The 17,913-nt window shown below is 47.0% G+C and carries 18 protein-coding genes; 6 read left to right on the top strand and 12 right to left on the bottom strand.

Going from position 1 to position 17,913, the window contains the following annotated elements; translation table 11 throughout:
- The first annotated feature begins 129 nt into the window (after nt 1-129).
- Nucleotides 130-2,028 carry a SurA N-terminal domain-containing protein gene (locus ACTS9Y_RS13875; protein ID WP_442586510.1) on the top strand — a complete coding sequence of 633 codons (1,899 nt, stop codon included), beginning with the start codon at nt 130-132 and terminating at the stop codon, nt 2,026-2,028.
- A gap of 97 nt (nt 2,029-2,125) precedes the next feature.
- On the opposite strand, the gene ACTS9Y_RS13870 is transcribed toward ACTS9Y_RS13875, so the two are convergent.
- The 8 genes from ACTS9Y_RS13870 to gloB form a co-directional block, all read right to left on the bottom strand.
- Nucleotides 2,126-2,476, bottom strand: a complete 351-nt coding sequence (locus ACTS9Y_RS13870) for a YciI family protein (RefSeq protein WP_442586509.1) — start codon at nt 2,474-2,476, stop codon at nt 2,126-2,128.
- Nucleotides 2,477-2,567: 91 nt separating this feature from the next.
- Nucleotides 2,568-3,581, bottom strand: a complete 1,014-nt coding sequence (locus ACTS9Y_RS13865; protein ID WP_442586508.1) for an acyltransferase family protein — start codon at nt 3,579-3,581, stop codon at nt 2,568-2,570.
- A gap of 323 nt (nt 3,582-3,904) precedes the next feature.
- Nucleotides 3,905-4,690, bottom strand: a complete 786-nt coding sequence (locus ACTS9Y_RS13860; protein WP_442586507.1) for an enoyl-ACP reductase FabI — start codon at nt 4,688-4,690, stop codon at nt 3,905-3,907.
- Between the two features lie 31 nt (nt 4,691-4,721).
- The gene (locus ACTS9Y_RS13855; protein WP_442586506.1) at nt 4,722-5,546 is read right to left on the bottom strand and encodes an ABC transporter permease; all 825 of its coding nucleotides are present in this window, start codon (nt 5,544-5,546) and stop codon (nt 4,722-4,724) included.
- Between the two features lie 15 nt (nt 5,547-5,561).
- Nucleotides 5,562-6,587, bottom strand: a complete 1,026-nt coding sequence (locus tag ACTS9Y_RS13850; RefSeq protein WP_442586505.1) for an ABC transporter permease — start codon at nt 6,585-6,587, stop codon at nt 5,562-5,564.
- A gap of 2 nt (nt 6,588-6,589) precedes the next feature.
- Nucleotides 6,590-8,236: a peptide-binding protein gene (locus tag ACTS9Y_RS13845; RefSeq protein ID WP_442586956.1), complete on the bottom strand. Its 1,647-nt coding sequence runs from the start codon at nt 8,234-8,236 to the stop codon at nt 6,590-6,592.
- A gap of 66 nt (nt 8,237-8,302) precedes the next feature.
- Nucleotides 8,303-9,856 carry a transglycosylase SLT domain-containing protein gene (locus ACTS9Y_RS13840; protein WP_442586504.1) on the bottom strand — a complete coding sequence of 518 codons (1,554 nt, stop codon included), beginning with the start codon at nt 9,854-9,856 and terminating at the stop codon, nt 8,303-8,305.
- Between the two features lie 236 nt (nt 9,857-10,092).
- Entirely contained in the window at nt 10,093-10,872 is a 780-nt protein-coding gene (gene gloB, locus ACTS9Y_RS13835; protein ID WP_442586503.1) for a hydroxyacylglutathione hydrolase, read from the bottom strand.
- A 177-nt stretch (nt 10,873-11,049) separates the two neighbouring features.
- Here gloB and ACTS9Y_RS13830 point away from each other — a divergent pair, with 177 nt between their 5' ends.
- The 3 genes from ACTS9Y_RS13830 to dnaQ are packed head-to-tail and all read left to right on the top strand — an operon-like array spanning nt 11,050 to nt 12,870.
- Complete coding sequence (locus ACTS9Y_RS13830) at nt 11,050-11,730, top strand: class I SAM-dependent methyltransferase (protein WP_442586502.1); 681 nt, start codon at nt 11,050-11,052, stop codon at nt 11,728-11,730.
- Nucleotide 11,731: 1 nt separating this feature from the next.
- Nucleotides 11,732-12,157 (top strand): ribonuclease HI, encoded by a 426-nt coding sequence (gene rnhA, locus ACTS9Y_RS13825; protein WP_442586501.1) that lies wholly within the window; start codon nt 11,732-11,734, stop codon nt 12,155-12,157.
- Between the two features lie 32 nt (nt 12,158-12,189).
- Nucleotides 12,190-12,870, top strand: coding sequence for a DNA polymerase III subunit epsilon (gene dnaQ / locus ACTS9Y_RS13820; protein WP_442586500.1), 681 nt, complete (start codon nt 12,190-12,192; stop codon nt 12,868-12,870).
- Nucleotides 12,871-12,919: 49 nt separating this feature from the next.
- On the opposite strand, the gene queD is transcribed toward dnaQ, so the two are convergent.
- On the bottom strand, nt 12,920-13,360 hold the full coding sequence (gene queD, locus ACTS9Y_RS13815; RefSeq protein ID WP_442586499.1) for a 6-carboxytetrahydropterin synthase QueD: 441 nt from the start codon (nt 13,358-13,360) through the stop codon (nt 12,920-12,922).
- A 56-nt stretch (nt 13,361-13,416) separates the two neighbouring features.
- Entirely contained in the window at nt 13,417-13,590 is a 174-nt protein-coding gene (locus ACTS9Y_RS13810) for a hypothetical protein (protein ID WP_200934417.1), read from the bottom strand.
- Between the two features lie 231 nt (nt 13,591-13,821).
- Between ACTS9Y_RS13810 and ACTS9Y_RS13805 the strand changes: the two genes are divergently transcribed.
- Entirely contained in the window at nt 13,822-14,352 is a 531-nt protein-coding gene (locus tag ACTS9Y_RS13805) for a glutathione peroxidase (protein WP_442586498.1), read from the top strand.
- A 397-nt stretch (nt 14,353-14,749) separates the two neighbouring features.
- On the top strand, nt 14,750-15,358 hold the full coding sequence (locus ACTS9Y_RS13800) for a hypothetical protein (RefSeq protein WP_442586497.1): 609 nt from the start codon (nt 14,750-14,752) through the stop codon (nt 15,356-15,358).
- Between the two features lie 112 nt (nt 15,359-15,470).
- On the opposite strand, the gene ACTS9Y_RS13795 is transcribed toward ACTS9Y_RS13800, so the two are convergent.
- Both ACTS9Y_RS13795 and ACTS9Y_RS13790 read right to left on the bottom strand, forming a co-directional pair.
- On the bottom strand, nt 15,471-15,971 hold the full coding sequence (locus ACTS9Y_RS13795; protein ID WP_442586496.1) for a virion core protein, T7 gp14 family: 501 nt from the start codon (nt 15,969-15,971) through the stop codon (nt 15,471-15,473).
- Nucleotides 15,964-16,437 carry a hypothetical protein gene (locus ACTS9Y_RS13790; RefSeq protein ID WP_442586495.1) on the bottom strand — a complete coding sequence of 158 codons (474 nt, stop codon included), beginning with the start codon at nt 16,435-16,437 and terminating at the stop codon, nt 15,964-15,966. The genes ACTS9Y_RS13795 and ACTS9Y_RS13790 overlap by 8 nt, the downstream gene beginning before the upstream one ends.
- Nucleotides 16,438-17,913 lie beyond the last annotated feature (1,476 nt).

Raw genomic sequence — 17,913 nt, 5'->3', positions numbered from 1 at the left:
CCAGAGATATGTCGACTTTGGCGCTTGCAGTGCTTTCAAACGTAAGCAGCGCTGGCTGTAAACAGGCGATTTTGATGTGTTTATGGTATAGTTTGCTGTTGCAAAAAATCAGGTAATGGAAACTAAAAAATGTTAGAAGCATTAAGAAAACATACACAAGGATGGATGGCGAAAATCATTTTGGCACTGATTGTGGTGCCGTTCGCTTTGTTCGGGATAGATTCATATCTCAATCAGGCCGGTGGCCAGGTGGCGGTAGCAAAAGTGGATGGCCAGAAGATTTCACTGCAGGAATACTCCAATGCAGTTGAAAATGCGCGTAACTACATGCAATCCCAAGGCCAGAAAGTCGACACTGCCTTATTGGAAAGCCCGGCTTTCAAGCAGTCGGTATTGGATAGCATTATTACGCGCCGCTTAATGGAAGGCGCGATCCAGGATTATCGTTTCAAGATCAGTGATGACCAGCTGAGCCAGCATGTAATTGGTATGCCTGAATTCCAGAGCAATGGTAAGTTTTCTGAGGAAACCTATAACCAGTTGCTGACACAGAATAAACTGACGCCTGCCAAATTCGAGCAAAATATCCGCAAGGATTTAGCGGTGCAGCAGGTACGTGATGGTTTGTCTAATCTGGTATTCATGCCGCAAAAGGTTGCTGAGCAGTCGCTGATGTCAGAATTCGAGCAACGCGAAGTGTCTGTCGTTGATGTGAAGGTGCGTGACTACGTGAGTCAGGTGACCGTGTCGCCAGACCAGGTGCAAGCCTATTACAACCAGCACAAAACAAAGTTTATCGCGCCTGCCAAAGTTAAACTGCAGTTTACTTTATTGTCTGCAGCTGGCCTGGTAGGGCAGGTGGCCGTGAGTGATGAAGAAGTGAAGCAGGATTATGAGGAAAATGCGGCTAAATACCAGGGTAATGAGCAGCGTCAGGCCAGCCATATCCTGATTGGCTTCAATAGCAACGCCAGCGCAGCAGAGAAGGACGCGGCCAAGGAAAAAGCAGCGTCTATCCTGGCGCAGGTGAAAGCCAACCCTAAAAGCTTTGAGAAGCTGGCGATCGAGTTTTCACAAGACACAGGTTCTGCTGGTAAAGGCGGAGATCTCGGTAGTTTTGGCCGTGGTGCCATGGTGAAACCATTTGAAAACGCGGCTTTCTCGATGAAGGTCGGTGATATCAGCGATCTGGTTGAGTCTGAATTCGGCTACCACATCATCAAGTTGACAGGCATTACAGGTGAGTCTGCAGATTTTGAGTCTATGAAGCTTAAGATCAAAGCTGAGTTGCTGTTCCAGAAAGCACAAGCCAAATATGCTGAATTGGCCGATGATTTTGGTAATACGGTTTATGAACAATCAGGCAGTCTGGAGCCAGTTGCCAAGAAGTTTGATCTGCAAGTGCAAACTTCCCCGGCCATGACTAAAGATGAAATTGCCAAATTCTTCAAGAATGAGCGTCTGGCCAGCATGGTGTTTTCAGATGAAGTGCTGAAAGAAAAACGCAATACTGAAGCGGTAGAGATTTCCCCGAACAATCTGGTGGCTGCCAGGACGGTGGAGTACACGCCAGAAGCGCCACGCAGCTTTGATGAGGTGAAAGGCGGCATCGAGTCGTTATTGAAGGGTGAAGCGGCTACCAAGCTGGCGCAACAAAAAGGCGAGGCATTGCTGGCCGATTTTAAAGCCGGCAAGGCTGCGAATGCAGACTGGATTACCCCTGTGACGGTTGATCGTAGAAACGCACAAGGCTTGTCAGATGCTGTCATGAGAAACGTGTTCAAGGTGAACACACATACCTTGCCAGCCTATTATGGCTTTAACGAAGCGAATCAGGGCTATACCGTGATTAAAGTGATCGCTGTGAACCAGAAGCTTAAAGATAGCCCGGAAGTGGCTGACAGGGCCTATAAAGCCTATCAGCAGGCATTGGGTGCTGAAATGTCACATGCTTATGTGGCATCACTGAGAGCCAAGAAGGATATCAAGCTGAATGTGAAGGCTTTGATGTCTAGTAATAACAACTAGTGTCCAGTAATAACAACTAGTTTTATGCACTAAACTAAAAAAGGAGGGCTTAGCCCTCCTTTTTTATTGGTATTTTCTGACGCGGATATTTGCCCGGCTAGGTTCTCGAATGAAACGGTCGTACTTCAACTCCTGCCCGGCAAGCGATCGCGGCTTTTTTACCCCAGTTTAAGGCGTCATCCAGGTTTAAGGTTTCTACTACCCAAAAGCCTCCCACATATTCGTCGTTGTCTAAATATAACCCTTTTTTGATGAGCGCCTCGCCATCTGGCTGCATTTGTATTGATCTGGCACTACCCGGTGATTGCAATCCGCCTACGAATACAATGACGCCGGCAGTTCGCATAGCCTTATTTAGGTCAGCGATCTCTTGTGTCATCAGTGCGTCTTCTGCAACGAGAGGGTCATAGTGTTGCTGGCGGTGAATAGCGATTAGAAACTGTGGCATATTTTCTGTCCTTGAATCCCTTATTACAACGGTTGCCGACGTACTAGCCAACATGCATCTGCGACGGTGAAAGCAGGCTGATCGTCATACCTCAGCCAGTGAATACCATTTTTATATTTTTTCTCCATGGTTCACTTTGGATACGGTTTAACAAATGACCAATCATCCAGATTTGCATATAGGTCAACATCACTGCCACGCTAAATGCGATTAAATATTTCAGAAGATAATGCGTATGGATGGTTTTGATTAAAGGGATGTGCCACAGATAAACCCAGATGGAGTTTCTAGCAACAAATAGTACTAGAGGTTTTAACTTGAATTTTTCAATGGTGTGATCAACTAACCCGCTATGTATCCACAGCAGGCTTGAAATAAATAGTGCATAGGAAAAATAGTAGATTGACGGCGGATATTTTAGCGACTGGGTAGGTACGACTTCATCATAAACAAGGAATAGCCATACGCCTGCAAATATCAATATCGCCAGGCTCATGAATGCGATGGCGTACACTTGCCTGGTGTTGAGCTGAGGCATGCGTAAGCCTAAGGCAAACAGGATGCCGTAAGGGATGACATACAGGACAGCTGCTGAAACTAACTCGCCAGCGCCTGGCTGGATATAGGGCAGTGAAAAATAACGTACCAACTCATATGCCAGAAAGCTGAGCGCAAGCGTCCCAAAATACTGGCGGTTGCGGGGCGTCTTTTGATGCCAGCTATACAGGTATGGGGAGACGAGCGCGACTAACAGAAACACGCGAATGATCCAAACGTAACCTATCCCTTCAAGCAAGGTGTAAGAGGTGAGGACAGTGGTGGAATCCAGCTCGTCGCTGCCGGGGTTAAAGATATAAATTGTGAGGAAGTAAGTCGTTAAGAATGCCCAGACCGGGAACACCAGCCTCTTTATTCTTTTCCATACATAACTGGGGTAGGGTTCATTTGCTTTGTAGCTTAAGCCGAATGACATCGCAGAGACTAATATCATCAAGGGCACATCAAAGTTTCTGAGCTGAAACAGTAATCCCGGTGGGTCCACATGCGCAAGAATGATCATGGACAGACCAATAAACCTTAAAATGTCTATTCTATCGTCTCGCACAGAAGCTCCTTTTAAGATAAAAAACTTAAACAGATATGACTGAATAATTTTTATTATAGTTATCTTATAAATTTAATAATTTGTATATTTTTTTAATAAATTCATTTGTTAACTATTATTTAGTACACCTTTTTTTAAATTTTAATTATTTTTTATCAGACTTTAAATCATCTGTATTCTTTTGAAAGGATTCGAATGGGACTCAATGATTTTATCGTCCATTACAAAAAGTCTATCTTTGAAAGTGCAATCCTGAAAATGAAAAACAATAAAAAACGCCTGACTTTTTAAAGTTCAGGCGTTTTATCTGGCTTAGCGTTGGATCAATCGATTTGACCTGCGGCTGTGATATTCATACCACCATCGACATAGGTGATTTCACCAGTGACGCCGGATGCCAAATCACTGGCCAGGAAAGCGGCAACGTTGCCGACTTCGTCTATCGTCACGTTACGGCGTAAAGCCGCGTGTTTTTCATTAAAGCCTATCATTTTGTCAAAGTCGGCAATGCCTGAAGCTGCCAGCGTTTTGATAGGGCCGGCAGAGATGGCGTTGACGCGAATGCCGCGTGGGCCCAGGCTTTGCGCCAGGTAGCGCACGTTGGCTTCCAGGCTGGCTTTGGCTACGCCCATGACATTGTAGTTAGGCATGGTGCGCTCAGCGCCCAGATAGCTGAGTGTCAGCAGGCTACCGTTACGGCCTTGCATCATCGGATAAGCCGCTTTTGCCATGGCAGAGAAGCTATATGAACTGATATCGTGCGCGATATGGAAGTATTCACGGCTGATGTTATCCAGGTAGTCACCAGCCAGTGCGACTTTAGGCACGAAGGCGATGGAATGCACTAACCCATCCAGGCCATCCCAGACTTTTGCCAGTTCTACGAACAGGTTATCGATTTGCGCATCTTCGGCGACATCACAGGGTAATACCACGGTAGACTCAAAGTCTGCTGCGAGATCACGGACGCGAGTTTCGTGTTTGTCGACTTGATAGGTAAAGGCCAGTTCAGCCCCTTGACGTTTCATAGCGGCTGCAATGCCGTATGCGATTGAGCGGTTGCTGAGCAAACCGGCGATCAGAATTTTTTTTCCAGCAAGAAATGCCATGCTTGATCCTGTTTGGTAGTTTATTAAACGGTTAACGGACGGTATTTGACCTGGGGTCAAACACGTCACGCAAACCTTCACCGAGCAGATTATACCCTAACACCGTCAATAAGATGGCAAGTCCGGGGTAGAGCGAAAGCCACCAGGCGAATTGAATATACTCTTTGCCATCGGTCAGGATATTGCCCCAGGAGGCTTGTGGCGCTTGCACGCCCAGCCCGAGAAAACTGAGGCCGGATTCCAGCAACACGGCGCTGGCGATGCCTAATACCACGCTCACCAATACCGGTGTCAGGCTATTGGGCAGGCAATGCTTGAATATCACCCGCCAATCCTGCGCACCAAGTGCGGTTGAAGCGGTGACGAATTCGCGCTGGGTGAGGCTGAGGAACTCTGCCCGCACCAAGCGCGTGACACTCATCCAAGAGGTGAGGCCGATCACTATCATCACATTGGTGATAGAAGGGCTTAAAAAGGCGATCACGGCCAGAATCAGGAAAAAGCTGGGGATAGACAACATGATATCGACCAGGCGCATGATAATGGTATCTGTCCAGCCGCGGTAATAACCAGCAATGGCACCAAGGATCACGCCAATCACGGTAGAAATACCGACTGCTACCAGCCCGACCAGTAACGAAACCCTGCCGCCAAACAGCATTCGGCTCCATACATCGCGCCCGAGGCCATCGGTACCCATCCAGTGCTGCCAGGAGGGTGCCAAAAGGATTTGTTTGACATGGATTTCATCCGGGTCATACGGTGCCAGCCACGGGGCGAGTAAAGCCAGCAGCAGAATCACGCTGATCATGCATAAACCGGCAAGTGCCAATGGATTGTGTAGGATTTTTTTCATGGTTAAATTGTGCGTCTATCGGCCTGGCATCACGCCTTTACGCAAGCGAGGGTCAGCCCAGGCATAGGCCAGATCCGCTAGTAGATTGCCGAGTAATGTCAGCGCTGAGCCTATGGTCAATATGCCCATCACCACCGGGAAATCGCGCATCATGACCGCCTCATAGAATAGTTTGCCCATGCCGGGAATCGCAAAGATAGTTTCGGCAATCACAGAGCCGCCAATCAGGCCAGGCAAAGACAAGCCAATCAGCGTGATCAATGGCAATAACGCATTGCGCAAGGCATGGCGGTAGGTCACGGTATGGTCACTCAGGCCTTTGGCGCGCGCGGTGGTGACGTAATCCTGGCTTAATACATCCAGCATGCCATTTTTAACAAACAGGGTAATGCCCGCCAGGCCGGTGATTGATGGAATCACGACGGGCAGGAACAAATGCATAAACAAATCCTGGCCTTTTTGCCAGAAATCCAGTTGATCGTAATTCAGGCTATGCATGCCGGAGATGGGGAACCAGGGGTGAATGACGCCCAGCCAGTACATCAATAATAGTGAAAGCCAGAAACCTGGAATAGAAAAGCCGATAAAGTTGAACAGGGTAATGGTGCGGTCCGGCCATTGGCCATAGCGTTTGGCAGCCCATACACCGAGTGGAATGCCTAGCGATAAGGTAATCAGTAAGCCGGCAATGTTCATGAGCAAGGTAATCGGCACGGCTTCCTGGATCATGCCAGGTGTGACGTTACCTTCTTTATCTTTTTCTGCCCAAAATACCGGTTTTTGATGACTGGCAAAGGAATGCCCGAAATCCAGGTGCACCATGCGTTGCATCCACAGACCATACTGCACGATGACTGGTTTGTCCAGGTTATAAAGCTCACGCAATTTTTGTCTGGACTCTTCAGATGACTTGGGGTCAAAAGCGGCTTCAGTGCTGGTAATATCCCCCGGTGCCAGATGCATGATGAAGAACGAAATCAGGCTGATGCCAAACAGCATAGGGATCAGCCAGAATAATCTTTTCAGCAGGTAACGTAACATGATTATTGCGCCTGCATCTGGGTACGTCTCAGTGACATCGGGATAAACCATTTTTGTGAATCGTAACCCACTCCCGCCGGTGGCACCGGATCCATGATGCCTCGTACACGCTTATGTATAGCCGTCAAATTATAGCCAGCGGACAAATACACGATAGGGCTATCGTCGTACAACACTTCAGCGAACTGGTGGTAAAGGTGCATGCGTTTATCCGGGTCAAATTCGCGCCGCGCCTGTTCCAATAGTTTATCGACCTGGGGGTTGCTGTAGCCGATAAAATTGAATTGCCCAGGCTTTTGCTGGCTGGAATGCCAAATCCCGAACTGGTCCGGTTCCAGCCCTAATTGCCAGCCCATTAAAACCGCATCAAAATCGCCGGTTTTGATAAAGCGCGTGATAAAGCTAGCCCATTCAATAGAGCGTATATGGATATCGATACCGACTTCTTTCAGGCGGCGTTGAATAATGACGGCTGATTTTTCACGCTCTTTGTTGCCGTGATTGGTTAACACCTCAAACGAAAGTTTCTTGCCATTTTTTTCTACGATACCGTCACCATCCGTGTCTTTGTAACCGGCCTCGGCCAGTAAACTGCGGGCTTGTTGCGGATCAAACGGGTAGGGCTTTAATGTAGGATGGCTCCAGCGCGTGCCCGGTTTGTATGGTGAGGCGACTTGTTCACCCAGTCCGAGATAGACGCCATCGATGATTTCCTGCTTATCAATCGCAAGATTAATCGCTTTGCGGAGCCGCACGTCGGTGAATGGCTGGCGTTTGAGATTAAAACCCAGGTAGGTATAAGTGTTGCCTAGCGATTTAAATTGATTCAGCCTGGCTTGCAGTTCAGGCCTGGCAGGGATGATGCGCGCATAAGTGATCGGGTCCATGCTCAGGCTGTCAATATTGTCCGCCATCAGTTCCAGAAATTGGGCACCCGGGTCCGGGATGATGCGCTCCACCAGGTGATCGATATTGGCAGGCCCCAATACAGATTTAGGGTTTTTCTCGAGCTTGATATATTCCCCATGTCGCCATTCTTTGAGCTGATAGTAATGGCTGCCCATAGGCTTTTGCGCAAAACTGGTCGTATGCAGATCCTGCCCCGCCAGTTTATGCTTAGGCAGTATTTGCAAGCCCGCCCAACTATCGAGTGCCGGAGAAAAGGCTTCATCATAGTGCGCAACGAAAGTGAGCTTATCTGGCGTTTCAGCTTTGGTCACTAACTGAAAATCTGAAGCATAAGGACTGCGCGTTTTTTCATCAATGATCGCCTGCCAGGTGAAAAGTACATCGGCGCTAGTCAAAGGCTTGCCATCTGCCCATACCAAGCCTGGTTTCAAGTGGAAAGTCAGCGTTTTTTGATCTGCAGATACTTGCCAGGACTCTGCCAGTTCCCCAGCCAGATCCAGGTCTTGATTGTAGGTCAGCAGGCTGTTAAATAAATGGGCAGTGATATTACTGGACGCTGACTCCCCAGCTACCATGAAAATCAGGCTACTTGGGTCTGAGGGCATGGCACCCATTAATGTGCCACCGGTTTGCGGTGGGTAAGGCTGGTTTAGTAAGGAGGAGGCTTGCTCAGGTTTATCCACGCCACAGGCCACAAGTAGGCTACATATAAGGAAAGTAATTAAATGACGCTGGCGCATGGGCAGTTTTTTGAGCTTTGCGAAAAAGTGAATGTCACGCTGATCACCCATCATATACAAATTCTATTATTTATGACTGCTTTTGGTTTTTTTTACATGTGAAGCCGTGGTTTTCTTCGCAGAAGAGGACGTGCTTTTTGAGCGCGACTTGCTGGTGGATGGTGTTTTCTTATTGCTGGTTTTAGAGCTACCCGCACTGCTGTTTTTTTTGCCAGAAACACTGGTCATGCTTTCCTGCTGTTCAAATTGCAGTGTTTGGCCAACGGCTAAGCTTTTGCTCTTTAAATGGTTCTGCTGCATGATTTGCTTGGAGCTCACACCATAACGTTTTGCCAGTTTAGACAGTGTGTCGCCTTGTTTCACTTTGTGTGAAATGGCTGTGTATTTATTGCCAGAAGCTTTTTCAACTGCAACTTCAATCGGGATCTGCGCCATGGCGACTGCGTCAATCGGCTTCGTCAATGTCGAATGATTGCCAGCAGGCACCAGCAACGTTCTGCGTACCACCAGGTTACGGTTTGGTTTCAGGTTGTTGGTGGCGCTCAACTCATACAGGCTGATATCAAAACGATTGGCAATATCGCCCAAGCGCTCGCCACGTTTGGGGTGATAGCTATGCCAGTTGGATAATGGGCGCGTATAACCATTTAAGTTATTGGTGAAGTTGCTGGCAGCCCAAGTTGGCAATAACAGTTTTTGGTAGCTGTTTTCGGTGATTAGCACCGGGCGTGTGAAACTGGGGTTTAACGCGGTGAATTCTTCCAGTGAGATCCCCGCCAGTTCTGCCGCCAGTTTGGCGTCGATTTTATTCGGCGCCTGTACCGTAGTGAAATAAGGCTTGTTCGGGATTTCATTCAAGGTCAGCCCATATTGCTCTGGCCGGAAAACAATGTTTTTAATCGCCTGCAGCTTGGGCACGTAGTTACGTGTTTCGTCAGGCAATGACAAATGCTGGTAATCGGTAGGCAGGCCCAACTGGCGGTTGCGTTCAATGGCGCGCGCCACTGTGCCTTCACCGGCGTTGTAAGCCGCCAGCGCCAGGTCCCACGCGCCAAACATGGTGTATAGCTTTTGCAGGTAATTGAGTGCCGCTTGTGTGGCCGCAGTCACGTCTTTACGCGAGTCTTTCCAGTAGTTTTGCTTGAGCCCGAAATCTTTACCGGTAGAGGGGATGAACTGCCAGATACCAGATGCCTTGCTGGTAGATAGCGCTTTCGGGTTAAAGCCGCTTTCAATCATGGGCAGCAGTGCGATTTCAGTCGGCATGCCGCGTTTTTCAACTTCCACCACGATGTGGTAAAGGTATTTTTTACTGCGTTCCAGCATACGCGACACGTAATCGGGGCGTGAGGCGTACCATTGCTCATGCTTATTGGTATAGGTCGAATCAATATTCGGCATGTTGAAGCCGTCCCGCACGCGGTCCCACAAGCTCTCTTGCAGTGTCAGTGCATCTTCAAACTGGTAGCTGGAACTGTAAGTTTCAGTATCGGTTTCGCCAAAGCTTTCATCATAACTGCCATTGTCAGTCGACATGGTCGCTGGTTCTACGTACTCAGCCATCACCAACATAGGAAAGGCTGAAAAAGTGATACATAGCAGTAATTCATTAAAACGCATGACGGTGTTTCTAAATCCTGAGACTGATGCAAAAGGCCGTGCCCGAAAACTGATTATCCGGGCATGAAAGCGTATGCATGCATTGATCAAACCTGAGTGGCCGTTGAGCCGTGTCAGACAGCATGTGAGTGACGTAACGTATACGAGCGCTTAAAGGAGGACATCATTCTACGTTAATTTCAATGTGAGACAAGCCCTTGCACAGTGGCTGACTTTGTGCGTGCGCATGAGTGACGCTAGAACACATTTCGCCGTGCACGCAGCTCGGTAAACACATCTAGCGGCTGCCAGTCATAAAAGGCGGGTTGCTGGGCAAGTGACTGGCAACGTAAAAAAGGATTAGTCGCTTTTTCCAGTGCTAATGTCGTCGGCAGCGTGGGCTGCTGGTGTTCGCGTAGCAAAGCAGTATTGCGCGCGCGTTGCTGCAAGGTTGTATTTTCTGGTTCAACCGTCAGCGCAAATGCAATGTTGTGCGCGGTATATTCATGGGCCGGGTATATCAACGTTTCAGAGGGCAGTGCTGCTATACGTTGCAGCGAGGCATACATTTGTGGCGGGGTGCCTTCAAATAAACGCCCGCATCCGGCGCCAAACATAACATCACCACTGAATAGATGCTGTTGGTTGAGGTAAAAAGCGAGATGATCCAGGGTGTGGCCAGGCAACGATAAAACTTCGCATGACAAATCTGGTAACGCTGAAAATGTGATCTGATCGCCTTCCTTTACTCTAAAAGCATTGAGTTCACGGTAGGCTGCATGGTCATTGTCAGGCGCATAGACCGGGCAATGCCAGTGTTGCTGCAAAGCTAAAGCGCCGCCCGTGTGATCGGCATGATGATGGGTCAGTAAAATGCCATCCAGCTGGTAACCGCCAGCCTCTAACGCCTGTTCAACCACAGCCGCATCGCCGGGATCAACCACCAATGCGTGCTTGCCAGCATGGATTAACCATAGGTAATTATCGTTAAATGCGGGCAGGGCAGTGATTTGTATACTTGCAGAAGTTTCTTGCATCACGCATCATTGAGAAAACGCTCACTGTTGTCAAGAACGGGAATGACTTCATCCTCTTGACCATCATAAATTCTTTCACCGGAGCTTATATTGCAGTCTAATCAGCCAACCACTTTTGATGCAACCGCGCTAGGGAGCTATATTGCACGGTGTGAGACTGCAGTTTATGGGCAGGCAGTGTCAAATGTCTTCGGCTTTCATGCCTTGCAGTTAGGATGGCCTGGAGATGATTTGCTGGCGCAGAGCCGTATTCCTTATAAACATTATTTGCACGAGCACGTCCAGAAAGAAAGTGCCTTGCTTTGTGAGGCCGAATTTCTACCGCTGGCTGAAAACTCTGTCGATCTGATATGCATGCCGCATGTGCTAGAGCAATGTCACGATCCGCGACAGGCACTAAGGGAAGCTTTTCGCGTCCTAGTGCCGGAAGGTACGTTGATTTTAACTGGCGTGACGCCATTCAGCTGCCTGGGGTTGCGGGCAAGGGTAGGCTGGTTCAAGCAGGCTGGTGCCTTCAAACGTTTGTTTACTGCCCGTCGCATCAGGGATTGGCTAAATGTATTGGGGTTTGAAATAGTGCAAAGTGAGTACCTGATGCATGCGCTACCTATCAATGACCTCAACTGGTTACAACGACAGGCAAGGCTGGAAAAGTGGGGGGCTTGCACCTTTGGTATGACGGGTGGCGTTTATTTCCTGGTGGCCAAAAAACGTGTGCTGAACGTGCGCCTGCTTAAGCCCGACTGGAAAAAGTCTCCCTTGAACCAGGCCTTGCAAGCGCAAAAAAGCCGTACGCGTATTCAAAACAAAGTGCAAAAACAGTTAAAATGCGCGGATGTCGACACAAAGCTGGATTGAAATGTACGCGGATGGGGCCTGCAAAGGTAACCCTGGGATAGGTGGTTGGGGCGTTTGGCTGAAAGCCGGGCTGCATGAAAAGGAATTGTTTGGCGGGGAGCCGCTCACCACTAACAACCGCATGGAGTTAATGGCGGTGATCCAGGGTCTGCAAGCATTGAAAAAGCCTGCGCATATTAAAATCTATACCGATTCCAGCTACGTGCAAAAAGGCATGACCGAGTGGATCAAAGGCTGGAAGCAAAAGCAATGGCGGACGGCGGATAAAAAGCCTGTGAAAAATGCAGATCTATGGCAAATGCTGGATGAGCTGGCCAGCCCGCATACCATAGACTGGATCTGGGTGAGGGGGCATGCCGGCAACCTGGGTAACGAACGCGCGGATGTGCTGGCAAACCAGGGCGTATTAACCGTCGCCAAATCATAAATCATCAAATAGATACTTAAAAAAGCGCAGCCATGAGACAAATCTTTCTGGATACCGAAACCACTGGTTTATACCCCGACCAGGGGCACCGGATTATCGAAATTGCCGCGGTAGAGATTTTTAACCGCAGACCGACGCAGCGTCACTTCCATGTCTATATCAATCCTGAGCGTGAGATCGATGCCGGTGCGCAGGAAGTGCACGGTATTTCGCTGGAGTTTTTGCAGGATAAGCCGTTATTTGCCCAAGTAGCAGCAGAGTTTGTTGAATTCGTCCGCGGTGCGGAACTCATCATCCACAATGCCCCGTTCGATATGGGGTTCCTGAATATGGAATTGGCCAGGCTGGGCTTAGACAAGCTGGAAACGGCTGTCAGCGGTATTATCGATACGCTGAAAATGGCCAAAGAATCTCGCCCCGGGCAGCGTAACAACCTGGATGCGTTATGCCGTCATTTTGGGATTGATAACTCCAAGCGGACCCTGCACGGCGCTTTGCTGGATGCGGAGTTGCTGGGAGAAGTCTATATCGCGATGACACGCGGTCAGGAAAGCCTGTTGATGGAATTATCCAATACAGTGGAGCAGGTGTCCCATGACAGCGTTGCCGTTGACCTGAATAGCATAAAACTACTCTCGGCAGATACGGAAGAAATCGCTGCACATGCCCAATATATTGAAGGCCTCGCCAAGGCTGGCGCAACGCCTTGGTGATCTGCTTAAATTAAATGCTGATGTAAATTAAATCGGGATTAACAACGCACTAGGCAAATGCATCTGTCCAGCTGTTAGGCGTTTCATACAGCCTGACTTTGATCAGTTGCAGATGGTTATCAAAGGTGCCGTGATATTGCGCTTTAAGCAATTTAAAGGCTTCGGCAGCCATATTTTCTGCAGTAGGGATAGTCGGGAAGATCACCGTCTTGTGATTGGGCAGGCTGTTTAAAAAATCCAGCACAGCGATATCACCCTGATAGACCAAAAAGGCATGGTCCCAGCGATCAACAATGGTTTCTCTGGCAATGCGCTTAACGTCGGCAAAGTCCATCACCATTCCGTTTTCTGAAGCGTGTTCCGCCTGAATAATGTCACCCGATAAGGTAATCTCTATCGCGTAGCGGTGACCGTGTAAATTGCGGCATTGACTTTTGTGATCAGGAATACGATGACCGGCATCGAACTCCAAGCGTGTAGTAATTTCCATGACGATATTATATCAGTAACCATGCAGCACACTCTGCACGAAAACCAATCACTGCATTAATATAGGTCGTCGATATCCATCAATGCATCTTCGTCAGCCGAATAGTGTTTGTGACTTTTTTCATAGCTACCATAGCTAGTGTCAAAATCATCCACTTCATCGCCGGCAAAGTCTTCCAGCATCTGGTCAATACGTTTAAATTTATCGGTAGGTCCTGCTTTTTGCAACATAATCCACTCCTTAAATGCTAGTTGATATTGCTCAAACATGTCAGTCATGACATTCTTACCGTAATCATTAGCATAGACTGTGCCAAAGCAGGGTTTAGTTCCTGTGTTTAGCCCAGTGATGAAGTGTCAAAAATAAAAAAATGCTGCATCATTGATAGAACAATTACGCTAACTAATTGTCTATAAAAGAATTAATATAAATATATTAGCTAAATTAACAGGAGAAAAGTAATGCGTGGATTGTTCATCGCGTTGTGCACTTTAGGAATTTCTACGATGGCCAATGCTGAGTGTTTACCTTTCTATCAACATCAGTTCAAAACCCTGCAAGGGCAAACTGTCGATTTTTGTCAATTTCAGGATAAACCTATCTTGATTGTGAACACGGCCAGTAAATGTGGCTTCACGCCACAATTTGAAGCGCTGGAGTCAATTTATGAACAATATAAGGATAAAGGCCTGATTGTGATTGGATTCCCATCCAACGACTTCAAGCAGGAACCAGGCAATAATAAGCAGGTAGGGGACTTTTGCAAGCTGACATATTCTGTCAAGTTCCCCATGGTGGAGAAAACCAGCGTCACCGGCGCCACAGCCAATCCGCTCTATCAGCAATTGATCAAACAAACCGGCAAAGCACCACAATGGAATTTCTATAAATATGTCATTCTGCCTGGCGGCCAGAAAGTATATTCATTTAATAGTATGACGCGCCCGGATAGCGAAGATATCCTGGAGAAAATAAAACCGTACTTGAAATAATGGTGTTCAAATACTCCTATGCAAAATAGGAGTCATTTAAGAACTGAAGATTTGCTTGCTCGTGGAAATGCCCGCGGGCAAAGCGAATGGTGTTTACTTTAAAGCTTAAGTGAATTTTGAAGCAGAAACACATTCAAGTGTTTTGGCGTCCCCACGGGGATTCAGGCTTTCAGTTTGTAGTTTATTAATAATCAATGACTTAGATGGCCTCGAGTGCAGCTATGTGTAACAGTGGTGTGTAACAGAATAGCGCAATTATTCATTAATTATCCCTAGAACGCAACGTTATAAAGATACCCAAATGAAAGGGCTTTAATTTTAATATAGGAGGCTTCATGTTTCTTTTTTTATGTCGTTAACATTCCTGATAGGTTACACATAATAAATGGAAAAAAACATGAAATATCTTTCGGCTTTAATGCCCATTCATTTCTCGCTCAATACTCAAGTTAGATTTTTACTAACAACTTTCACGGCCATTGCGCTATCGGGCTGTGCTACCTCTATGACTTCTGATAGATTTGTTCAAAGCTCATATGAGTCTGATATTTCAGGGAAAGTGATCAGATCTATTGCAGTAGGCGACGAATGGAGAACGGAAGATACGGTATATCACAGAATGACTCGCGCATCTTTGGGCCCAGGTCTATTGTTTAGAAGTACATGGAACGATACGGCTAAAAAATACAGATGGATTAACACCTTTACTAGAACAGGCCCTACACATTACTCAGGATATCATGCGCCTAGTTTCGCAGTAATTGCGGATGATGTTCCAGCTGTTGAAAAAGGCGATATTATCGATGTCTGGTACATGAAAGTTCAGTATGGACATGATTACGATAAATTAATTGCTGATAAAGTAATTAGGCTTGTATGTAAATCTACAGACGAGACATGTATTTCAGGGGTTAAAAAGTCTAATCAATGGAACAAGGAGTATGGATTTATTGCTCCTGCTGATGAAAGTCTTTTATCAAATCTTAAATTTAGCCCTATCAAATAACCTAGCAAATTTACTGAAGTCCGCAGTATCTATAATTTTGATTAAGGTAAAGTAAATTTTATGTTTGGGAGTAATGAAAAACCCTCAAGGATTTCTCCAAGAGGGTTAGGTGTTACTTAGTCGTTTTATTCTTTTGTGCTTGCTGGTAACCCGTTGCAGCTTGGGCACCTATCTGTAATCCAGCCCCTAAGTAGTTAGGTTGCTTGATCGAATTAAGCTTGCTTTGAGTGCTGGCTCCTAAGCCCTGAAGGTTTCTATTTGACTGGGTAATCTCCGCCTTACGGTTGGCTTCAATAGACGCTATATCGGTAGATTCATTGAAGTAACTCTCACCGACAATCCTGTCCTGGGTATTACCAAGCAAACCAGATTCAGCTTGAATAGCCCTTAAGCGCCCGCGCTCGATAGTGGCTTGCTGTGATCTATCTTGCATTTCATCTGTAGCTTTCTTACTGATTTGCTCTTGCTGCTCTTCAATTGCTAAGGCCTGGTTAGCGGATTCTGCATTCAAAGACTTCTGAGCGGCTTTAGCTTGCTCTCGGGTTTCCATCGTGCTGACAATGGTGGAAGTTATCGCAAGGGCAGTTAAAACTAGAGTGGTCGGTTCACACATGCGTTTCAACCCTATAGAACGGGGTTATCTGTACACCAGCCAAGATAGGGCTAGGTATAGGCTCACCTAAAGTAAAACCTAAGTGTTTCAGCCAAGCTAATGTTTTTGTGCTGGTGGATGGGACAGCATTTAATAGCCGTGGGTAGATTGCATGGAGTACGCCTAAGTATTCTGGAGTGTATTTCAAGAAGGCTTTAGGCATTGTGTCCGCTTCTTCGGCACATAAAAGCCAGGGAATACCTGTACCACTCATGCCAGGGGCGGGGACTAAGCCTAAGATAGCTATAGGTGTGCCCTCAGCACTCTTTGCAGTCCAGGCATGGCTGGAGGCCTTCCAAGCTGTCTCAAGTGTTGTACGTGCTGCGGCTGCTGTATGTGCGTTGCACTCTTCACGATCACTAGGGCGTAGATGATCTGCTATATACAATGCATCCTCTAGTGTTGCTTTATCAAAATCTAGGTTCAAGTTAATCCTTTGTTGGAGTGGTTACCAAGGAGCCTCTGTAGTGTCATCTGTGGAGATAACCCTAGAGATTATGGTTTGTGGGGTAGGGGCGAGGGTGGCAATGAGTTGGGAGGTCGTAGCTTGCTTAGCTCTAGCTGCTGCCATCATTTGTTTATTGCGATCATGTTCTGCATGGATATGGTCTCGTGCTTCAATGTAGTTCAAACCATACTTGTCCATACGCCTCCGTGTTTCCCGTTCCCACCAGTCGTCACTTTTAGCTTGCACTGCTGCTTTCTTGGATACGTGTTCCTGAAGACTTGATAGGTCTTTAGATAGCTCTATCCATTTTGAACAACCTCCACATTTGAACTTGCTTCTGTGGTGAGGTGTTTGGTGGGGATGACCACACAAGGGGCAGGGTAAGAATGCTGACACTAGCTATTCCCTTTAGTGATTGCTTGAGCTGACTCAGCAAAGAAGTAATCGAGAAACTTAGACTGGGTTAGAGGCTTGCCTAGGTGTTTCTCCCAGGCTTGCTTCAGTGTGTCAAAGTTGGCTTTGCCTTGATCTGTTAGGTAGCAACGAAGCTCCCATTTAGAGTTTTGCAGTGTTTCTCTGCGGGTGTTACTTGGAGGTGGCTTAGGTGTAAGCATTAGTAGATTCCTATTCCGATAAAAATTAAGCAGGTTATTAATTACAGATACGGGTAATACAGAGATTGGATGTACACAGATTTGAGTACATGGGTAAGCCATACTGAAGACGACTTTAAGCAGTCCTTAAGGGCTTATCGTTAATGGGGTAAATCAAGCGATAGGACGACCTCAGATGAGGCTTAAGGACTGCTTAAAATTGTCTTAGGTGGGGCTATAGTGTTACTGAGGTGTGACTGAAGCTTGATGTATTAATGGATGTACCTTGATAGGTACTCCGTCCATAGAGGACACTGAAGTGAAAACTTAAGATGTGCTTTAGCTAGATTGGTACAGGGATGTACTGGTCAGTACAGACACTTAAGTGTTACTGAAGTTAATCTTAAGTAGTATTTGTATTAAGTATTCTAGGTAAGTATTAACACTACAGTTAACACTTAAGTTTAAATCTTTAGTTACCACAACTATATGTTCACCTTTAGCTTTTCCCGCATCCACAGCCATTTACCAAAGCCAGAGGGTGCATCACTTCCTCTGCTGTTACTTTCGGTGTACCTCCTAGATCAACCTGCGGATGCGGATAGAGGGTGTACAACAATCAAACGTAACTCATGGTAAACGGTGTCCATCTGCTGTGCGCTGTAGAGAGCCTGGGGAAGACTCAATGATGGACTTGTCGGAACTCACTAGCACCTTCCAGGTGTTAGCTACTGTGTACCTGCAAAGCTAGAGCAGGAATTTTAGTTGTGGTAGGGTAATTGAAACGGTTCTTTATACTATAGTGAGGGTTTATCCCCCTTTATTTCCTGAAGTCCTTGCTAGGGCTTGCTCAGCGCCTGGT

The organism is Methylophilus sp. (assembly GCF_052173275.1).
GTDB lineage: Bacteria > Pseudomonadota > Gammaproteobacteria > Burkholderiales > Methylophilaceae > Methylophilus.
Note: the sequence above shows the minus strand (reverse complement) of the source record. Positions and strands in the feature narration are given on the sequence as shown.